Origin of the sequence: Pseudomonas sp. B40(2017) (assembly GCF_002112855.1) — a bacterium.
GTDB classification, from domain to species: domain Bacteria; phylum Pseudomonadota; class Gammaproteobacteria; order Pseudomonadales; family Pseudomonadaceae; genus Aquipseudomonas; species Aquipseudomonas pharyngis.
Genome location: NZ_NEIT01000004.1, coordinates 386519 through 404036, shown reverse-complemented (window position 1 = coordinate 404036; position 17518 = coordinate 386519). Strand labels below are relative to the sequence as shown.

Annotated in this window: 15 protein-coding genes; 6 read left to right on the top strand and 9 right to left on the bottom strand. The window is 62.0% G+C overall.

The window, feature by feature from the left end:
• Positions 1-24 precede the first annotated feature (24 nt).
• From CAF76_RS12585 to CAF76_RS12570, 4 genes are all read right to left on the bottom strand, one after another.
• Positions 25-1680, bottom strand: a complete 1656-nt coding sequence (locus CAF76_RS12585) for an AMP-binding protein (RefSeq protein WP_085647408.1) — start codon at positions 1678-1680, stop codon at positions 25-27.
• 81 nt (positions 1681-1761) lie between these two features.
• Positions 1762-2214 carry a phosphohistidine phosphatase SixA gene (gene sixA, locus CAF76_RS12580; RefSeq protein ID WP_064598618.1) on the bottom strand — a complete coding sequence of 151 codons (453 nt, stop codon included), beginning with the start codon at positions 2212-2214 and terminating at the stop codon, positions 1762-1764.
• On the bottom strand, positions 2211-2558 hold the full coding sequence (locus tag CAF76_RS12575) for a DUF4389 domain-containing protein (RefSeq protein WP_039772859.1): 348 nt from the start codon (positions 2556-2558) through the stop codon (positions 2211-2213). Before CAF76_RS12575 ends, sixA begins: the two co-directional genes overlap by 4 nt.
• Positions 2559-2576: 18 nt before the next feature.
• Positions 2577-3602 (bottom strand): NAD(P)H-dependent glycerol-3-phosphate dehydrogenase, encoded by a 1026-nt coding sequence (locus CAF76_RS12570; protein ID WP_085647406.1) that lies wholly within the window; start codon positions 3600-3602, stop codon positions 2577-2579.
• 196 nt (positions 3603-3798) lie between these two features.
• On the opposite strand from CAF76_RS12570, the gene CAF76_RS12565 reads away from it, so the two are divergent.
• The 6 genes from CAF76_RS12565 to CAF76_RS12540 all read left to right on the top strand — a co-directional run bounded on the left by CAF76_RS12565 (position 3799) and on the right by CAF76_RS12540 (position 11331).
• Positions 3799-5922: a TonB-dependent siderophore receptor gene (locus CAF76_RS12565; protein ID WP_085647404.1), complete on the top strand. Its 2124-nt coding sequence runs from the start codon at positions 3799-3801 to the stop codon at positions 5920-5922.
• Positions 5923-6855 (top strand): ABC transporter substrate-binding protein, encoded by a 933-nt coding sequence (locus tag CAF76_RS12560; RefSeq protein WP_085647402.1) that lies wholly within the window; start codon positions 5923-5925, stop codon positions 6853-6855.
• Positions 6852-8753 carry an ATP-binding protein gene (locus tag CAF76_RS12555; RefSeq protein WP_085647400.1) on the top strand — a complete coding sequence of 634 codons (1902 nt, stop codon included), beginning with the start codon at positions 6852-6854 and terminating at the stop codon, positions 8751-8753. The genes CAF76_RS12560 and CAF76_RS12555 overlap by 4 nt, the downstream gene beginning before the upstream one ends.
• Before the next feature lie 247 nt (positions 8754-9000).
• Positions 9001-9516, top strand: a complete 516-nt coding sequence (gene fabA, locus CAF76_RS12550) for a 3-hydroxyacyl-[acyl-carrier-protein] dehydratase FabA (protein ID WP_003227150.1) — start codon at positions 9001-9003, stop codon at positions 9514-9516.
• Between the two features lie 11 nt (positions 9517-9527).
• Complete coding sequence (fabB, locus tag CAF76_RS12545) at positions 9528-10748, top strand: beta-ketoacyl-ACP synthase I (RefSeq protein ID WP_007957797.1); 1221 nt, start codon at positions 9528-9530, stop codon at positions 10746-10748.
• A gap of 394 nt (positions 10749-11142) precedes the next feature.
• Positions 11143-11331: a hypothetical protein gene (locus CAF76_RS12540; protein WP_039772867.1), complete on the top strand. Its 189-nt coding sequence runs from the start codon at positions 11143-11145 to the stop codon at positions 11329-11331.
• A 97-nt stretch (positions 11332-11428) separates the two neighbouring features.
• Here the strand turns inward: CAF76_RS12540 and CAF76_RS12535 are convergent, their stop codons facing one another.
• The 5 genes from CAF76_RS12535 to cysM form a co-directional block, all read right to left on the bottom strand.
• The gene (locus tag CAF76_RS12535; protein ID WP_007957793.1) at positions 11429-11971 is read right to left on the bottom strand and encodes a DUF2058 domain-containing protein; all 543 of its coding nucleotides are present in this window, start codon (positions 11969-11971) and stop codon (positions 11429-11431) included.
• Positions 11972-11997: 26 nt separating this feature from the next.
• Entirely contained in the window at positions 11998-12840 is an 843-nt protein-coding gene (mazG, locus tag CAF76_RS12530; RefSeq protein ID WP_085647398.1) for a nucleoside triphosphate pyrophosphohydrolase, read from the bottom strand.
• Positions 12837-15080 carry a GTP diphosphokinase gene (relA, locus tag CAF76_RS12525; RefSeq protein WP_007957789.1) on the bottom strand — a complete coding sequence of 748 codons (2244 nt, stop codon included), beginning with the start codon at positions 15078-15080 and terminating at the stop codon, positions 12837-12839. Before relA ends, mazG begins: the two co-directional genes overlap by 4 nt.
• A gap of 88 nt (positions 15081-15168) precedes the next feature.
• Positions 15169-16554 carry a 23S rRNA (uracil(1939)-C(5))-methyltransferase RlmD gene (gene rlmD / locus CAF76_RS12520; protein WP_085647396.1) on the bottom strand — a complete coding sequence of 462 codons (1386 nt, stop codon included), beginning with the start codon at positions 16552-16554 and terminating at the stop codon, positions 15169-15171.
• On the bottom strand, positions 16554-17456 hold the full coding sequence (cysM, locus tag CAF76_RS12515) for a cysteine synthase CysM (RefSeq protein WP_085647394.1): 903 nt from the start codon (positions 17454-17456) through the stop codon (positions 16554-16556). The genes rlmD and cysM overlap by 1 nt, the downstream gene beginning before the upstream one ends.
• Positions 17457-17518: the final 62 nt, after the last annotated feature.

Here is a 17518-nt window from a genome sequence, read left to right as displayed (position 1 = left end):
TTCCTTTGTTGTTTTGATCGACGCTCAATCCTGCCACAGCACCGCCTCGCTGCGCTCGCTCCATTCTTCGAAACGTGCTCCGTAGGTGTCTTCGATGATGTTGCGTTTGATCTTCAAGGTCGGCGTGAGGAAGCCGTTCTCCACTGCCCAACTGTCCTTGACCACCACCAGCCGACGCAGGCGCTCGTGCTTGTCGAGGACGGCGTTGACCTCCTCCAGCAGTTTTTCCAGGCTCGAATGCAGCGGTGCGCGGGGCTCTTCCCGGCCCACCGCCGAGAGCACGCACAATCCCAGCGGTGCGCTCAGGCCATCGCCGACCACGCAGACCTGCTCGATCCGCGAATGCACCGCCAGCCGATTTTCGATCGGCGCCGGGGCGACGTATTTGCCCTTGCTGGTCTTGAAGATTTCCTTGAGCCGCCCGGTCAGGCGCAAACGCCCTTCGGCGTCCTGTTCGCCCTTGTCGCCGGTGCGCAGGAAGCCGTCTTCGGTGAGGGTCTCGGCGGTTTTCTGCGGTTCCTTGAAATAGCCGAGCATATTCGCCTGGCTGCGCACCTGCACTTCGCCGGACTCGTCGATCCGCACTTCCACGTCAGGACACGGCCGGCCGATCCAGCCTTCCTTGTATTGCCCCGGCAGGCAGATGTGCGAATAACCGCAGCTTTCTGTCATGCCGTAGACCTCCAGCACGTCGAGCCCGAGTTTCTGATACCAGCGCAACAGGGTCAGCGGCACCGGCGCCGCACCGGACAGCGCCACGCGCAAGGCATCCAGACCCAATCCGGCCAGGACCTTGTGGCCGATCCGTCGGCCGATAAAAGGCAGACCGAGCAGCAAGTCCAGGCGTTTCGCCGGGATCTTGCTGTAGACACCCATCTGGAACTTGGTCCAGATCCGCGGCACCCCGAACATCGCCGTCGGCCGCGCCCGCTTGAGATCGGCAAGAAAGGTGTCGAGGCTTTCAGCAAAAAACACCGTCTGCCCGGTATAGATCGACGCCAGCTCGACGAACATCCGCTCGGCCACGTGGCACAGCGGCAGATACGACAGCAGCCGGTCGTTCTCATTGAGGCCGAACAGCTGCGTACCGCGCGTCGTCGCGAAGCCGAGGTTGGCAAAACTGTGCATCACGCCCTTGGGCAGGCCGGTGGTGCCGGAGGTGTAAATGATGGTCGCCAGTTGCTCGGCGGCGGGTCGCGGGTCGTCCTGGATCGGTGAGCTGCGTTGCAGGTCATCCCAGTTGAAATCGAACGTGCCCGGCGGATGCAGCGGCAGGCTGACGGTGGTCAGGCCGGCCGGTATGCCGGCTGACATGCTCGGCCAGTCATCGAGCTTGCCGATGAACGCCAGCACGCTTTCCGAGTGGGTCAGCACCTGATTCACGGATTCGGCGGTGAGGTTCGGATAGAGCGGCACCGAAACGTGCCCGGCCATCCAGATCGCCAGGTCGGCGATGATCCAGTGCGCGCAGTTTTTCGAGATCAGGGCGATGTGGCTGCCTTGCGGCAATTCCCGGGAGCGCAGCCAGTGCGCGGCGCAGCGGGCCTGATGGCCGACGTCGGCCCAGGTCAGTGTCTCGACCTGCCCGCCGCCGATCGGCTGCACCAGAAAACGCTGGCGCGGGTGCCGGGCCTCGCGTTCGTAAAACACGTCCAGCGGCAAACGGAAGGCGGAAGACATTCGACTCGCTCCTGTTTTTTGGTCTGGAGCAAGCGTAGTCAACCAAGCAAGTGCTTGGTTGACTATTTCATACAAAAAATTTCAGGGATGTTTAAGGCTGTTGAGCGTCATCGAGCCGATCAGCAACTCGCTGTGTTCGAGCTCGGCCAGCCCGGCGGTGCTGACTTTTTCCGGTGGGTAGCCCGCACCGTGTTGCAGGTAGCTGAGCAGATTGCCCACCAGCGGATTGTGGCTGACCAGCAGCACGTTGCTCACCGACACCAGTTGCTCGGCCACGCGGTCCGGGTCAACTTCCGGGGTCAACCACTCGACTGTACGGATTTCCGGCTCGAAGCCGAGCGCTTCGCGTACCAGTTGCGCCGTCTGCTGCGCCCGCAGGTACGGGCTGGCGTAGATCGCCGTCAGCGGCTGGCCCATCAAACGGGCCGCGCTGCTCAACACTTCCTTGCGACCGTGGTCGGTCAGTTCCCGCTCGGAGTCGGGGCGCGAGCCATAGGGCTCGGCCTCACCGTGACGCAATACCCAGAGTTTCATAGCTTGGGTTCCTCATCCCGGGCCGGATGCGGTGCCGGCGCAACAACGTGTGGCGCTTCACCTTCCGGCGTACGCGGCGCCGGCCAGTCGGCGAACGGCCAGGGTTTCTGGTCGCTGTGGAAGCTGCCGAAACGGCCGATCTGCGCCAGAAACTGGCTCAGGCTGTCGCCGAAATTCATCAGGCTGGCGCTTGGGGCGCCATAGAACAAACGATAGATCAACTGCACCAGCACCACCGCGCCGAGGATGAACTGCGCCACCTGCCAGACCAGGATGTAAACAATCATCCACAACACCCGCAGGAGGATGGATTCATATTTGGCTTCGGTTTTCGGATCGTTCATGGCCTGCTCCCTGCTGAATCAGTTGAAACCACTGGTGGAAATAAAGTCGACATCGGTTTTCGGTTCGGCACGCATCAGCAGACCGATCACCTGCTCAAGCGTGCGCCCTTCGAACAGAATTGCATGCAATCCGGCGACCAGCGGCATGTACACGCCAACCTCCTGGGCCTTGGCCTTAAGCACTTTCAGGGTGTTGACGCCTTCGGCCACTTCACCCAGGCGCGACACCGCTTCGTCCAGGCTCAAACCCTGACCGAGGGCGAAACCGACCTGGTAGTTGCGGCTTTTCGGCGACGAGCAAGTGACGATCAGGTCGCCGACACCGGCCAGACCGAGGAAGGTCATAGGGTTGGCGCCCTGATTCACCGCAAACCGGGTCATTTCGGCCAGCGCCCGGGTAATCAGCATGCTCTTGGTGTTCTCGCCCATTTCCAGCGCCACCGCCATGCCGGCGATGATCGCGTAAACGTTTTTCAGCGCCCCGCCCAGCTCGACGCCGAAACGGTCGGCGCTGGCGTAGACGCGGAAAGTGCGGCCATGCAATGCGGCCTGCACGGCTTTGCAGAGTTCTTCGTCTTCGCTGGCGACCACGGTGGCGGTCAGTGCGTGCTCGGCGATTTCCCGCGCCAGGTTCGGCCCGGACAGCACGCCGATACGTGCCTGCGGGGCGATCTCTTCGAGGATCTGGCTCATCAGTTTGAAGGTGTGGGCTTCGATGCCCTTGGTCAGGCTGACCAGCATCTTGCCGCTCAGGCGTTCGGCGTGCGCTGCCAACACCGTGCGCAGCGCGCTGGACGGCAACGCGACGAAACACAAATCGCAGGCGTCGAGGGTTTCCTGCAGGTGGGTGACCGCAGTCACGCCCGGCAGAATCTTGATGCCTTTGAGGTAACGCGGGTTCTCGCGATTGACCCGGATGGCCTCGGCCTGCTCGGGGTCACGCATCCACTGCCGGACTTGATGGCCGTTCTCGGCCAACAGATTGGCCACGGCGGTACCGAAACTTCCGCCTCCCAGGACCGCAATCGGGCGCTGTTCAGTCATATGTAATCCGTTAATCCATACCAGTGGCGATGCCGGCATTATACGGAGCGTCCCCTTCTCGGACAGCCCCGGCGTCAATTACCCGCACTTGTAGGAAGAAGACCAATAAAACCGAGGAAAATGCCTGCAACGTGACTGGAAAAGTCGTCGACCTCGGTTAACATGCGCGCCAATTCTTTGCTATCAAGGCTGCGTCGTGTTTTCTGGCCCCCCTTCCCCGCGTTCGTCCCTGCTGCTGGCGCTGCTGTTCAGCCCGGTGCTGCTGGCGGACGACCTGTTTGTCGACAGTGAGGCCTTACCGCAGATCCTGACCGCCACGCGGCTGAAACAGTCGCCGGCGGAAGTCCCGGGCAGCATGACCGTGCTCGACAGCGAACTGATCAGCGCCAGCGGTGCCCGGGACATCAGTGAACTGCTGCGCCTGGTGCCGGGGATGATGGTCGGCAATATCAGCGGCAATCAGGCGGCGGTGAACTATCACGGGACCAACGCCAGCGAAGCCCGGCGCATGCAGGTGTTGATCGACGGCCGCTCGGTGTACCGCGCCGGTCTGGCGACCGTGGACTGGAGCGATATCCCGGTGGCCATGGAAGACATCGAACGCATCGAAGTCTTTCGCGGCCCGAACACCGTCAGCTACGGCGCCAACGCGCTGATGGCGGTGATCAACATCATCACCCGCAACCCGGCGGACAGCCACGGCACACGACTGAAGCTGACCCGCGGCCAACGTGGCATCAACGATTTCTATGCCAGCCAGAGCACCGGCTGGAATGGCGGCGACCTGCGTCTGTCGCTGTCCGGCCAGGAGGACGACGGTTTCGACAGCGACCGCACCGGCGCCGACTACCGCGACAACCGCCGCTTGAACCGCTTCAGCCTCGCGGTCAGCCAGACCCTGAGCGACAACCAGAGCCTGGACTGGCAGGTCAACGCCAAGGACGGGACCAATCAGCGGCCTTACACCTACCGCCCGGTGTTCTCCGGGATTACCGCTGCCGGGAACAATTCCGACGTGGTTGCCAAGGACTACGCCGGTTCGGTGCGCTGGAACCTGGACATCAACCCCGATCACAGCCTGTACGTGCAGGGCTCGGCACAACACTGGGATCGCCAGCAGACCTGGCGCGCCTGTGACGCCGAAGTGTCGTTCAGCCCGCAATTGACCGAGCTGTGGCAGCTCAACCCGAACTACACCGAACGCCTGGCCCGTAACATGACGCTGTTCACCGGCCCCGGCGCACCCGCCGGCACGCCGCAGGAAATGACCCTGGCCAATCAGGTGCTGGATCAGTGGCGCAACGGCGCGCGCCAGACTCTGTGCGGTGACATCGACCAGAGTGCCCGGGAATCGCGCTACGACCTGGAATTGCAGGACACCCTCAGCCTGTCCGATAGCCTGCGTCTGGTCAGCGGCCTGAACTATCGTTACGACCGTGCCGATTCCGAGACCTATTTCAACGGCACGCTGGACGACACCACTTGGCGCGCCTTCGGCCAACTGGAATGGCGCGTCAGCGAACACTGGCTGTTGCAGGGCGGCGCCATGTTCGAAGACACGCAATTGATCGGCAGCTCGCTGACGCCCCGGTTTGCGGTCAACTACCTGATCAATCCGCGGCACAGCCTGCGCGCGGTGTATTCGGAAGCCATCCGTTCGCCGGACATGTTCGAGAACAACGTCAACTGGAGTTATCAGGTGACCAACCTGCGGCCTGCCGCCTATGGCCAGTCTTCAGCCCGCTACTTCGTCAAGACCCGGGGCCCCGGCGATCTGGACCAGGAGCACATGCGCTCGCGGGAACTGGGCTACAACGGCTTTTTCCCGGAATGGGGCCTGGCCCTGGACGTGAAGCTGTTCTACGACGAAATCACCGGGATGATCAGCGAGCCGCTGCGCAACAATCAGTACATCGCCAGCAACGCCAACGATTCGCGCTTTCGCGGCACCGAAACGCAAATGGACTGGCGCCTGAGTGCGGCTGACCGCTTGCGCCTGACCTACGCCTTCGTCGACGCCGAGGCGAGCAACCCGCTGGACCAGCAATTCACCGCGCGCAACAGCGGCTCGGCCGGCTGGCTGCGCGATTGGGGCCACGGCTGGAACAGCGCCCTCTTCTATTACGGTGACAACGCGCTCAACGGTTACCGCTTCGAGCGGGTCGACACGCGCATCGCCAAACGCATCGCCCTGGGCAAGGCCCAGCTGCAACTGGCCGGCGTGCTGCAACAACGCCTCGACCATGAGCCGACCACCTTCGTCGACAACAATTACGACGAACGCCGGGTGGTGTATTTCAGCGCCGAGCTGGAGTTCTAGATGCGTTACGCCATGTCACGGAAGATGCCAACGCTCGGCCAATGGCTGGCCGGGCTCTGTCTGTTCCTGACAGCGTGGCTGCATGGCGTGGCGGTGCAGGCGGCCGACATTCTGCTGACCGGCGCCGAGGAAAGCCCCGGTGTGCAGTCCTTCGTTCAGGCCCTGAGCGAACTGCGCCCCACCGACCGCGTGCATTTCCAGCCACTGGCCAGTCTGCCAGCACCGGGCAAACTGCCGTCGAGCCTGCGCCTGATCCTGCTGGATCTGCCGAGCCTCGATTGGCGCATGCAGGAAAGCCAGGGCCCAGCGACTTTGGTCCTGCGCATCAGCCGCTTGCAAGCCCGCCAACGCTTCGGCGACGCGCAGCCACCCCACTTGAGCCTGCTGTGGGCCGATCCGCCGCTGAGTCGTCAGTTGCAACTGATCCGCCGGATTCTGCCCCAGGCCGGGCGCGTCGGCGTGCTGTTCGATCAGCACAGCGAGTTCCTGCTCAAGGAGCTGCAATCGGCTGCCCAGCCGCTGAATCTGCAAATTGTCCCGCAACGCTGGGACAACACCCACGACAGCCGCCCCTTGCAGACCGTGCTGAAAAACAGCGACGTGCTGCTGGGCCTCGACGACCCTGACCTGTACAACCCGAAAACCGCGAAGAACCTGTTGCTCAGCAGTTACTCTCGGCAACTGGCACTGGTCGGGCCGAATGTCTCGTTCGTTCGCGCCGGCAGCCTGGCCAGTACCTACAGCGATCAGAACGACTGGCTGGCCGTCCTCGACGAATTGCTGGACCGGACACCGGCCACCTGGCCGCGCACGCTCTACCCCGGGCGTTTTAAAGTCTCAAGTAATGCGCAGGTGGCTCGTTCCCTAGGGATAGAACCGATCAATGAAGCGTCTGTCGCCGCAGAGCTGGCCGAAGGAGAGCGCCGCCCATGATTTTCCGCCGTTGGGACATCAACACCCGCACCCAGTTGATCAGCCTGGGCCCTGCGCTGTTGCTGACCTTGCTGCTGATCAGCTTTTTCACCTTCGTGCGCATTCAGGATCTGCGTCAGGAGCTGAATCACACCGGCCAGTTGATCGCCAACCAACTCGCACCGGCCACCGAGTACGGGGTGATTTCCGGCAACAACGAAGTCCTGGAAAGCCTGCTCAAGGCCACGCTGGCCACGCCGAACGTACGGTTTCTGGAAGTGCAGGACAGCGCCAACCGGATTCTGGCCTACGTCGAACAGCCGGCGGATGCGCACAATCGCCCGCATCAGGTCGAAGTGTTCCAGGCGCCGGTGCGGCTGCAACGCATCGCCTTGCACAACGATTTCTTCCAGGACGGCAAGAGCAGCCCTGGCGTGGCCAGCGAGGATTATCTGGGGCGGGTGATCGTCGGGCTGTCGAATGACGCCTTCAGTCAGCGCCAACAGGAGATCCTGCTCAAGGCCGGGATTCTGGCGTTGTTCGCCCTGCTCTTCACCTTTGTGCTGGCGCGGCGACTGGCCGGCAGCCTGTCGCAGCCGATCCGCGACATCGGCAATGCGGTCAAGGCGATTCAGGAGGGCGACTACAAGACCCCGCTGCCGATCGTCGATGACACCGAGCTGGGCGCACTGTCCCAGCACATCAACAACCTGGCCCAGGCACTGGAGCAGGCCAGCCGCGAACAGCATCAGGCGATGGCGCAACTGATCCAGACCCGCGAAGAGGCGGAAAAGGCCAACAACGCCAAATCGGATTTCCTGGCGATGATGAGCCATGAGCTGCGCACCCCGATGAACGGTGTGCTGGGCATGCTGCAATTGCTGGAAACCACCGACATGACCGAGGAGCAGGTCGAGTACGCGGCGCTGGCTTCCGAGTCCACCGAGCATTTGCTCAAGGTGATCAACGACATTCTGGATTTCTCGCGCATCGAACGTTCGGAGCTGGAGCTGGAGCACATTCCGTTCAACCTAGCCGACCTGATCGGCGCCTGCGCCCATTCCTTCCAGCACAGCGCGGCGCAACGCGGGCTGGCCCTGCAGCTGCGGATCCCCGATGACATGCACGACTTGCAGGTACAGGGCGATCCGACGCGGATCCGGCAGATTCTGGTCAACCTGGTCGGCAATGCGCTGAAGTTCACCGAGCAGGGGCGCGTCAGCATCGAGGCGCAATGGCAATCGCTGGATCACGAATTGCTGTGGTTCACCTGCGCGGTACGTGACAGTGGCATCGGCATTTCGCCGGAAAGCCTGGAGCTGATGTTCAACGCGTTCCAGCAGGCCGACAGCTCGATTTCCCGTCGATATGGCGGCACCGGTCTGGGCCTGCCGATTGCCCGCACCCTCGCCGAGCGGATGGGCGGCACCTTGCGTGCCCAGAGTGAAGAAGGTCGCGGCTCGGTGTTCACCCTGGAAATACCACTGGCCCTATATAAGCAGGCACTGCCCGCGCTGGCGGCACCGCGCGCATTGAACGGCAACGGTCACGGCGAAGGACGCCATGTGTTGCTGGTCGAGGACAACCCGGTCAACCAGACCGTGATCGAAGCGATGCTGCGCAGCCTGGGCTTTACCGTCAGCGTCGCCACCGATGGCGTGCAGGCGGTGCGCAGTGCCGGGGACAACCGTTTCGAAGCGATCCTGATGGATTGCCGCTTGCCACTCATCGATGGATACGAGGCGACCCGACAGATCCGCCGCCTGCCCGGCTGCGGCCACGTGCCGATCATCGCCCTGACCGCCAACGCGTTGCAGGGTGATCGCGAAAACTGCCTGTCGGCAGGGATGAACGATTACCTGGCCAAGCCATTCAAACGCAATGACCTGCAGCAGATTCTGCAGCGCTGGGTGCAGTAGAGAGGCCCTTTCGAGCATCTGCGACTGGCGTGAAAAGCGAAAGTGCGGCAGTCTTAGGCACCCGAACGGGCCTCAAAAGGGGCTTGATTAAAAATTTCAGTGCACAAGTGTACATTCATGTCCTTGGTGCTGTGACTTTCACCACAACGCAATAGTCTATGAGTAGGCTGCCGGTTCGAGGCATGAACGCGTCGATCGGCCGGGAAGATTTGCCCCACCTGCCGCATGGGATTATTGAGGAGCTCGCATGACCAAACAAAACGCCTTTACTCGGGAAGACCTGCTGCGCTGCAGTCGCGGTGAGCTGTTCGGCCCAGGTAACGCGCAACTGCCCGCCCCGAACATGCTGATGGTGGATCGCATCACCCTGATCAGCGAAGAAGGCGGCAAGTACGGCAAAGGTGAATTGGTCGCCGAGCTGGATATCAACCCTGACCTGTGGTTCTTCGCGTGCCACTTCGAAGGCGATCCGGTGATGCCGGGCTGCCTGGGTCTGGACGCCATGTGGCAATTGGTCGGCTTCTTCCTGGGCTGGCAAGGCCTGCCGGGCCGCGGCCGTGCGCTGGGTTCGGGCGAAGTGAAATTCTTCGGCCAGGTCCTGCCGACCGCCAAGAAAGTCACCTACAACATTCATATCAAGCGCGTCCTCAAGGGCAAGCTGAACCTGGCCATCGCCGACGGTTCGGTGACTGTCGACGGTCGCGAAATCTACACCGCCGAAGGCCTTCGCGTCGGCGTGTTCACCTCCACTGACAACTTCTAAGGGTTATTCGCATGCGCCGCGTCGTTATCACTGGTCTGGGCATTGTTTCGTGCCTGGGCAATGACAAAGAGACCGTCTCCGCTAACCTGCGTGCAAGCCGCCCTGGCATCCGGTTCAACCCGGAATACGCCGAAATGGGTCTGCGTAGCCAGGTTTCCGGCTCCATCGACCTCAACCTTGAAGAGCTGATCGATCGCAAGATCTATCGCTTCGTCGGCCACGCAGCGGCTTACGCCTACCTGGCCATGAAAGACGCCATCGCTGACTCCGGTCTGACCGAAGAGCAGGTGTCCAACCCGCGTACCGGCCTGATCGCAGGTTCCGGCGGCGCGTCGACCCTGAACCAGATGGAAGCGCTGGACATCCTGCGCGAGAAAGGCGTCAAGCGCGTCGGCCCATACCGTGTAACGCGGACCATGAGCAGCACCGTTTCGGCTTGCCTGGCCACCCCGTTCAAGATCAAGGGCCTGAACTACTCCATCGCTTCTGCCTGCGCCACCAGTGCTCACTGCATCGGTACCGCCATGGAACAGATCCAGATGGGCAAGCAGGACATCGTGTTCGCCGGCGGCGGTGAAGAAGAGCACTGGAGCCAGTCGTTCCTGTTCGACGCGATGGGCGCCCTGTCCAGCAAGCGTAACGACACCCCTGAGCAAGCTTCCCGCGCCTACGACGCCGACCGTGACGGTTTCGTCATCGCTGGCGGTGGCGGCATGGTGGTGGTCGAGGAGCTGGAACACGCTCTGGCCCGTGGCGCGAAGATCTACGCGGAAATCGTTGGCTACGGCGCGACTTCCGACGGCTACGACATGGTGGCCCCGAGCGGCGAAGGCGCCATCCGCTGCATGCAGCAGGCGCTGTCCACCGTCGACACCCCGATCGACTACCTGAACACCCACGGCACTTCGACTCCGGTCGGCGACGTCGCGGAAATGAAAGGTGTGCGCGAAGTGTTCGGCGACAAGGCCCCGGCCATCAGCTCCACCAAGAGCCTGTCGGGTCACTCCCTGGGCGCCGCCGGCGTTCACGAAGCGATCTACTGCATGCTGATGATGGAAGGCAACTTCATCGCCGGTTCGGCCAACATCGACGAACTGGACCCTGAAGTGGCCGATCTGCCGGTGCTGACCAAGACCCGCGAGAACGCCACCATCAACACCGTGATGAGCAACAGCTTCGGCTTCGGTGGCACCAACGCCACCCTCGTGCTGAAGCGCTGGGAAGGCAAGTAATTCCCTCCTGCTGAGCCGCACATGAAAACGCCCCGACTGGTTCGGGGCGTTTTTTTTCGCCAGCCATAAACACAACCTCCTGTGGGAGCGGGCTTGCTCGCGAAAGCGGTGGGTCAGTCGACAAAAATGTTGAATGTTAAATCGCATTCGCGAGCAAGCCCGCTCCCACAGGGTCGGTGTATTGCTTGAAAATCGCCGTCAGGAACATGAAGCTTTTGTCATGAAGCTCAATGCCCTGCGACTGAATGTCGCGGTTTCCGCGGGCTCCAGCGCTGTTGCAGATTTCGCAAGAATACATTGCACGAATCGGGCGTTTACTTAGCCGGCTAACAAAATCTATAACAGAGTCCTGCACACGCCTTGCTGCAGATAACTTGAGATTTGGAGCTAGCAGATGACTGTAAAAGTAACTGAACGCGACGATTCACACATGTCCCATGAAGGCGTAGCCGCCGGCGTACGGATCTGGGATGTGCATCAACAAGACTTGCTGGTCGGCATGTTCCACAACGAGATCGACGCCCACAACTACAAGGCCGAACTGGAACTGCAGGAACAGCAGCGGGATCGGAAATCCGCCTGAAACAAAACCACAGCATTGAAAACGACAAACCCCGCCATGAGCGGGGTTTGTCGTTTTTGGGGATTTCAGGGCCGCTTCGCAGCCCGGCGAGACCCGATTACCACATCAGATCATCAGGGATCACGTAGGCCGCGTACGGATCGTCCTCGGCATTGACCTCTTCGACCTTCTCGTTGAGCTGGACGATGCGCTGTGGATCGCGCTCCTGAATCTTCAGGGCCGCCTCACGAGGAATCACTTCGTAGCCGCCGGCGTGGTGCACGATCGCCAGCGAGCCGCTGCTGAGCTTGTTGCGCATCAGCGTGTTGACCGAGATGCGCTTGACCTTCTTGTCGTCGACGAAGTTGTAGTAGTCCTCGGTCGTCAGCTTCGGCAGACGCGAGACCTCGATCAACTGCTTGACCTGCGCGGCGCGGGCCTTGGCTTCCGCCTTCTCCTGCTGCTGGCGGTTCAGCTCCTGGTCGCGCTTGACCTTCTCGGCCTGGGCTTCCTGGGCAGCACGCTGCTGGGAGTCGTCCAGTTCGATCTGGCCTTTGTGGGCCAGGCGCTGTTGTTTCTGTTTGTCTTTGCTGACCTGCTTGGCCTGCTTTTGGTTGACCAGTCCTGCCTTGAGCAACTGGTCGCGAAGGGAAAGGCTCATTGATGCTTACTCACTTGGGCAACGGCTCAGCCACAGCTGGGCGAATTCTTTTCCTGACGTTTGGCTTCGCCCCACAGGGCGTCCAACTCTTCGAGGGTGCAATCTTCCATGGGGCGGTGGGTATCGCGCAATGCCTGTTCGATAAAACGGAAACGTCGCTCGAACTTGGCGTTGGCGCCACGCAATGCGGTTTCCGGATCGACCTTCAGGTGCCGGGCCAGATTGACCACGGAAAACAGCAGGTCACCGATCTCGTCGGCCACCGCTTGCGGGTCATTTTCGGACATGGCTTCGAGTACTTCATCGAGCTCTTCACGGACCTTGTCCAGCACCGGCAAGGCATCCGGCCAGTCGAAACCGACCTGACCGGCGCGCTTCTGCAACTTGGCCGAGCGGGATAATGCCGGCAACGCAGCAGGCACATCGTCGAGCAGTGACAGTTGCTGCGGCTCGGTGGATTTCTCGGCGCGCTCCTCGGCCTTGATTTCCTCCCAGCGCTGCTTGACCTGCTCTTCGTTCAGACGCGGCACGTCCACCGGCGCATACAGATCGCCGGTGGGGAACACGTGCGGATGACGACGGATCAGTTTGCGGGTAATGCTGTCGACCACGCCGGCGAATTCGAACCGCCCCTCCTCCCGTGCCAGCTGGCTGTAATACACCACCTGAAACAGCAGATCGCCCAACTCCCCCTGCAAGTGATCGAAGTCGCCGCGCTCGATGGCGTCGGCGACTTCGTAGGCCTCTTCAAGGGTGTGTGGAACGATGGTCGCGTAAGTCTGCCTGATATCCCACGGGCAACCATACTGCGGGTCACGCAGACGGTTCATCAGGTGCAGCAGGTCGTCAAGGCTGTAGGTCGGTTTCATGGAGTCCGGTTACGCCGCGTTTCGATGATGTTCGGCAACTGGGAAATCCGCCCCAGCAACCGCCCCAGCGCGTCCAGACCCGGAATCTCGATGGTCAGGGACATCAGCGCGGTGTTGTCCTCCTTGTTCGAGCGGGTGTTGACCGCCAGCACGTTGATCCGCTCGTTGAGCAGCACCTGCGAGACGTCACGCAGCAGACCGGATCGGTCGTAGGCGCGGATGACGATGTCCACCGGATAGGTGAGCACCGGCACCGGGCCCCAGCTGACCTGGATGATCCGCTCCGGCTCGCGCCCGGCCAGTTGCAACACCGAGGCGCAGTCCTGGCGGTGAATGCTCACGCCACGGCCCTGGGTGATGTAACCGACGATCGCATCGCCCGGCAACGGCTGGCAGCAGCCGGCCATCTGGGTCATCAGGTTGCCGACGCCCTGGATCTGAATGTCGCCGCGCTTGCCCGGTTTGTAGCCGGTGGCCTTGCGCGGAATCAGCTCCAGCTGTTCGTTGCCGCGTTCCGGCTCGACCAGTTGTTGCGCCAGATTGACCAGCTGCGCCAGACGCAGGTCGCCGGCACCGAGGGCGGCGAACATGTCTTCGGCGGTTTTCATGTTGGCCTTGTCGGCCAGCTTGTCAAAATCCACCGCCGGCAGGCCGAGGCGATTGAGCTCGCGCTCGAGCAGGGTCTTGCCCGCCGCGACGTTCTGGTCGCGCGCCTGCAACTTGAACCAGTGCACGATCTTCGCCCGCGCCCGGGACGTGGTGACGTAGCCCAGGTTCGGGTTCAGCCAGTCGCGGCTCGGAGTGCCGTGCTTGCTGGTGATGATCTCGACCTGTTCACCGGTCTGCAGGCTGTAGTTGAGCGGAACGATGCGCCCGTTGATCTTCGCGCCACGGCAGTTGTGACCGATTTCAGTGTGTACGCGGTAGGCGAAGTCCAGCGGCGTCGCGCCCTTCGGCAAGTCGATGGCGTGACCGTCCGGGGTGAAGATGTAGACCCGGTCCGGCTCGATATCGACCCGCAGCTGTTCGGCCAGACCACCGATGTCGCCCAGCTCTTCGTGCCACTCGAGGACCTGACGCAGCCAGGAGATTTTCTCTTCGTAGTGATTGGAGCCGGACTTGACGTCGGTGCCCTTGTAGCGCCAGTGCGCGCAGACACCGAGTTCGGCCTCTTCGTGCATCGAATGGGTCCGTATCTGGACTTCCAGCACCTTGCCTTCCGGGCCGATTACCGCCGTGTGCAGCGAGCGGTAGCCGTTCTCTTTCGGGTTGGCGATGTAGTCGTCGAACTCTTTCGGGATGTGCCGCCACAGGGTGTGGACGATACCGAGCGCGGTGTAGCAGTCGCGCATTTCCGGCACCAGCACGCGCACCGCACGCACGTCGTAGATCTGGCTGAACTCCAGACCCTTGCGCTGCATTTTGCGCCAGATCGAATAGATGTGTTTGGCCCGGCCACTGATGTCGGCTTCGACGCCGGTGGCCTGCAGTTCGTCCTTGAGCTGGGTCATCACGTCGGCGATGAAACGCTCACGATCCAGCCGCCGCTCATGCAGCAGCTTGGCAATCTGTTTGTATTGATCGGGTTCCAGGTAACGGAAGGACAGGTCCTCCAGTTCCCATTTGATATGACCGATGCCGAGTCGATGCGCGAGCGGCGCATAGATATCGAACACTTCCCGGGCGACCCGGTTACGTTTTTCGTCGTCGGCGGTTTTCACCGCGCGGATCGCACAGGTGCGTTCGGCGAGTTTGATCAGCGCGACACGCACGTCGTCGACCATCGCCACCAGCATCTTGCGCAGGTTTTCCACCTGGCCCTGGGTGCCAAGCACCATCGACTGGCGCGGGCTGAGGCTGGCACTGATCGCCGCCATGCGCAGCACGCCGTCGATCAACTTGGCGACCACCGGGCCGAAGCGCTGGCTGACCGCTGCGAGTTCAATCTGGCCTTCGCGTACGCCGCGATACAGAACCGCGGCAACCAGCGAATCCTGATCGAGCTTGAGGTCGGCGAGGATCTCGGCGATCTCAAGGCCCGTGCTGAAACTGCCGCTGCCTTCGGACCAGAGATTCTTCGCGGCATTGGATTGCTGCTCGGCCTGGCGAGCGTACTCGCAGGCCTCTTTCAAGGCTTCGCGATCCAGTGCCAGATCGACACTGACCGCGTGATCGAGCCAAGCCTCGAGATTGATACTGCCGTCAGTGTTGATCGGCTGGTGTGCTCTCACCTGTACCATCTTGCTTTACCTTCCCTACGACGCAGATTCAATGCGTCAAATCACTGACCGTCAATGCCCGTTCGCGCTCGCGGGGCCAAGGCGAGCGCTACGGACGACCAGTCGGATCAGACGAGCCATCCTGGCTCGCTTCAAATAACGCCATGGCCTCGACATGTGCCGTCTGAGGAAACATATCGAGAATCCCGGCACGTTTTAACCGGTAGCCCTGCTTGATCAATTCGACCGTATCGCGCGCCAGAGTTGCAGGGTTGCACGACACGTACACCAACCGTTTGGCGCCCAAGGCCGCCAGCTTGCGCACCACCTCGAAAGCACCGTCGCGCGGTGGGTCCAAGAGTACCGCAGAAAAGCCGTTTCCGATCCACTGGGCATCGGTCAAAGGCTGGGATAAATCGGCCTGAAAAAACTTTGTGTTATGCAAATTGTTGCTAGCGGCATTGGCCGCCGCGCGATCGACCATGGTCTGCACGCCTTCGACCGCCACCACTTCACGCGCAGCTTTCGCCAGCGGCAGGGCGAAGTTGCCGAGGCCGCAAAACAGGTCGAGCACGCGCTCATCGCTCGTCGGTTTCAACCAGTCCAGCGCCTGGGCGACCATGGCCTCGTTGACCCCGGCATTGACCTGGATGAAATCCCCCGGCCGGTAAGCCAATTGCAGATCCCACTGTTCCAGGTGATAGCCAAGCGACTGTGCATCATCCACCGGCTGCGGTTCGCCTTCGCCATGCAGCCAGAGCTGCGCTTCATGGAACGCGCAGAAATCCTTGAGGATCGTCAGGTCGGCCTCGGACAGCGGCGCCATGTGACGCAGCAGTACGGCGAGTGACGAGCCACTGAACAATTCGACATGCCCCAGCGCCTGAGGTTTGCTCAAGCGTCGCAGCATCTCCGGCAAGCGGGTCATGATCGGCTGCAAGGGCTGTACCAGCACCGGGCATTCGCTGATCGCGACGATGTCCTGACTGCCGGCGGCACGGAAACCGACTTCAAGCTGTTTGGCCTTGCTGTCCCAGCGCACGGCGATCCGGGCGCGGCGACGGTAGCCGAATTCGGGACCGGTCAACGGCGCCGCCCACTCCTCGGGCTCGGCACCAGCGACTCGCGACCACTGCTCGGCGAGCATGCGCTGTTTCAGGGCAAGCTGTTCGTTGTGGGGCAAATGCTGGACGCTGCAACCGCCGCAACGGCCGGCATGCTGGCAAGGTGCGGGACGACGCAATTGACTGGCGCTGAACACGCGCTCGGTACGCGCCTCGACCACTTTGCCGTGGGCGCCGAGCACCCGCGCTTCGACCTCCTCACCCGCCAGAGCGCCGAGGACGAACCAGGTCTTGCCTTCAAAAAACGCGATGCCGCGACCGTCATTGGCCAGGCGCTCGATGCTCAGACGCTGCTTTTTGCCGGTCGGGATTTGCGCGGCCTTGCTGCCGCCGGTGGGCTGGAAGCGCAGGCCTCTCTCATGCTTGGCCATCAGTTGGGCGCGTCGAAAATGCCGGTCGACAGGTAACGGTCGCCACGGTCGCAGATGATCGCGACGATCACCGCGTTTTCAACTTCTCTGGACAGGCGCAGCATCGCTGCCACCGCACCGCCCGAGGACACGCCACAGAAGATGCCTTCTTCGCGGGCCAGACGCCGGGTGACGTCCTCGGCTTCGCTTTGCGCCATGTCGACGATGCGGTCAACGCGGTCGGCCTGGTAGATCTTCGGCAGGTATTCCTGCGGCCAGCGGCGGATGCCGGGAATGGCCGAGCCTTCCATCGGTTGCAGGCCGACGATCTGCACCTTGTCGTTCTGCTCCTTGAGGTAGCGCGACACGCCCATGATGGTGCCGGTGGTACCCATGGAGCTGACGAAATGGGTGATGGAGCCCTGGGTCTGACGCCAGATTTCCGGGCCGGTGGTGGTGTAGTGCGCTTCAGGATTGTCGCCGTTGGCGAACTGATCCAGCACCTTGCCACGGCCTTCGGCTTCCATCCGCTGGGCGAGATCGCGAGCGCCTTCCATGCCCTCTTCCTGGCTGACCAGAATCAGCTGCGCGCCGTAAGCGGTCATCGCCGCCTTACGCTCGGCGCTGGAGTTGTCCGGCATGATCAGGATCATCTTGTAACCCTTGATCGCGGCGGCCATCGCCAGGGCGATCCCGGTGTTGCCCGAGGTCGCTTCGATCAGCGTATCGCCTTCGTGGATCTGCCCGCGCAACTCGGCACGGGTGATCATCGACAGCGCCGGACGATCCTTGACCGAACCCGCCGGGTTGTTCCCTTCGAGCTTGAGCAAAAGGGTGTTGCTGGTGACACCGGGCAGGCGCTGCAAACGCACCAGCGGCGTGTTGCCGACGCAATCGGCGATGGTTGGGTACTGCAAGGTCATGGCGTTTTTTCGCAATCCGGACTGCGGGGGCGCCTATCATACCGGCAAACCTGCGCAGGCCA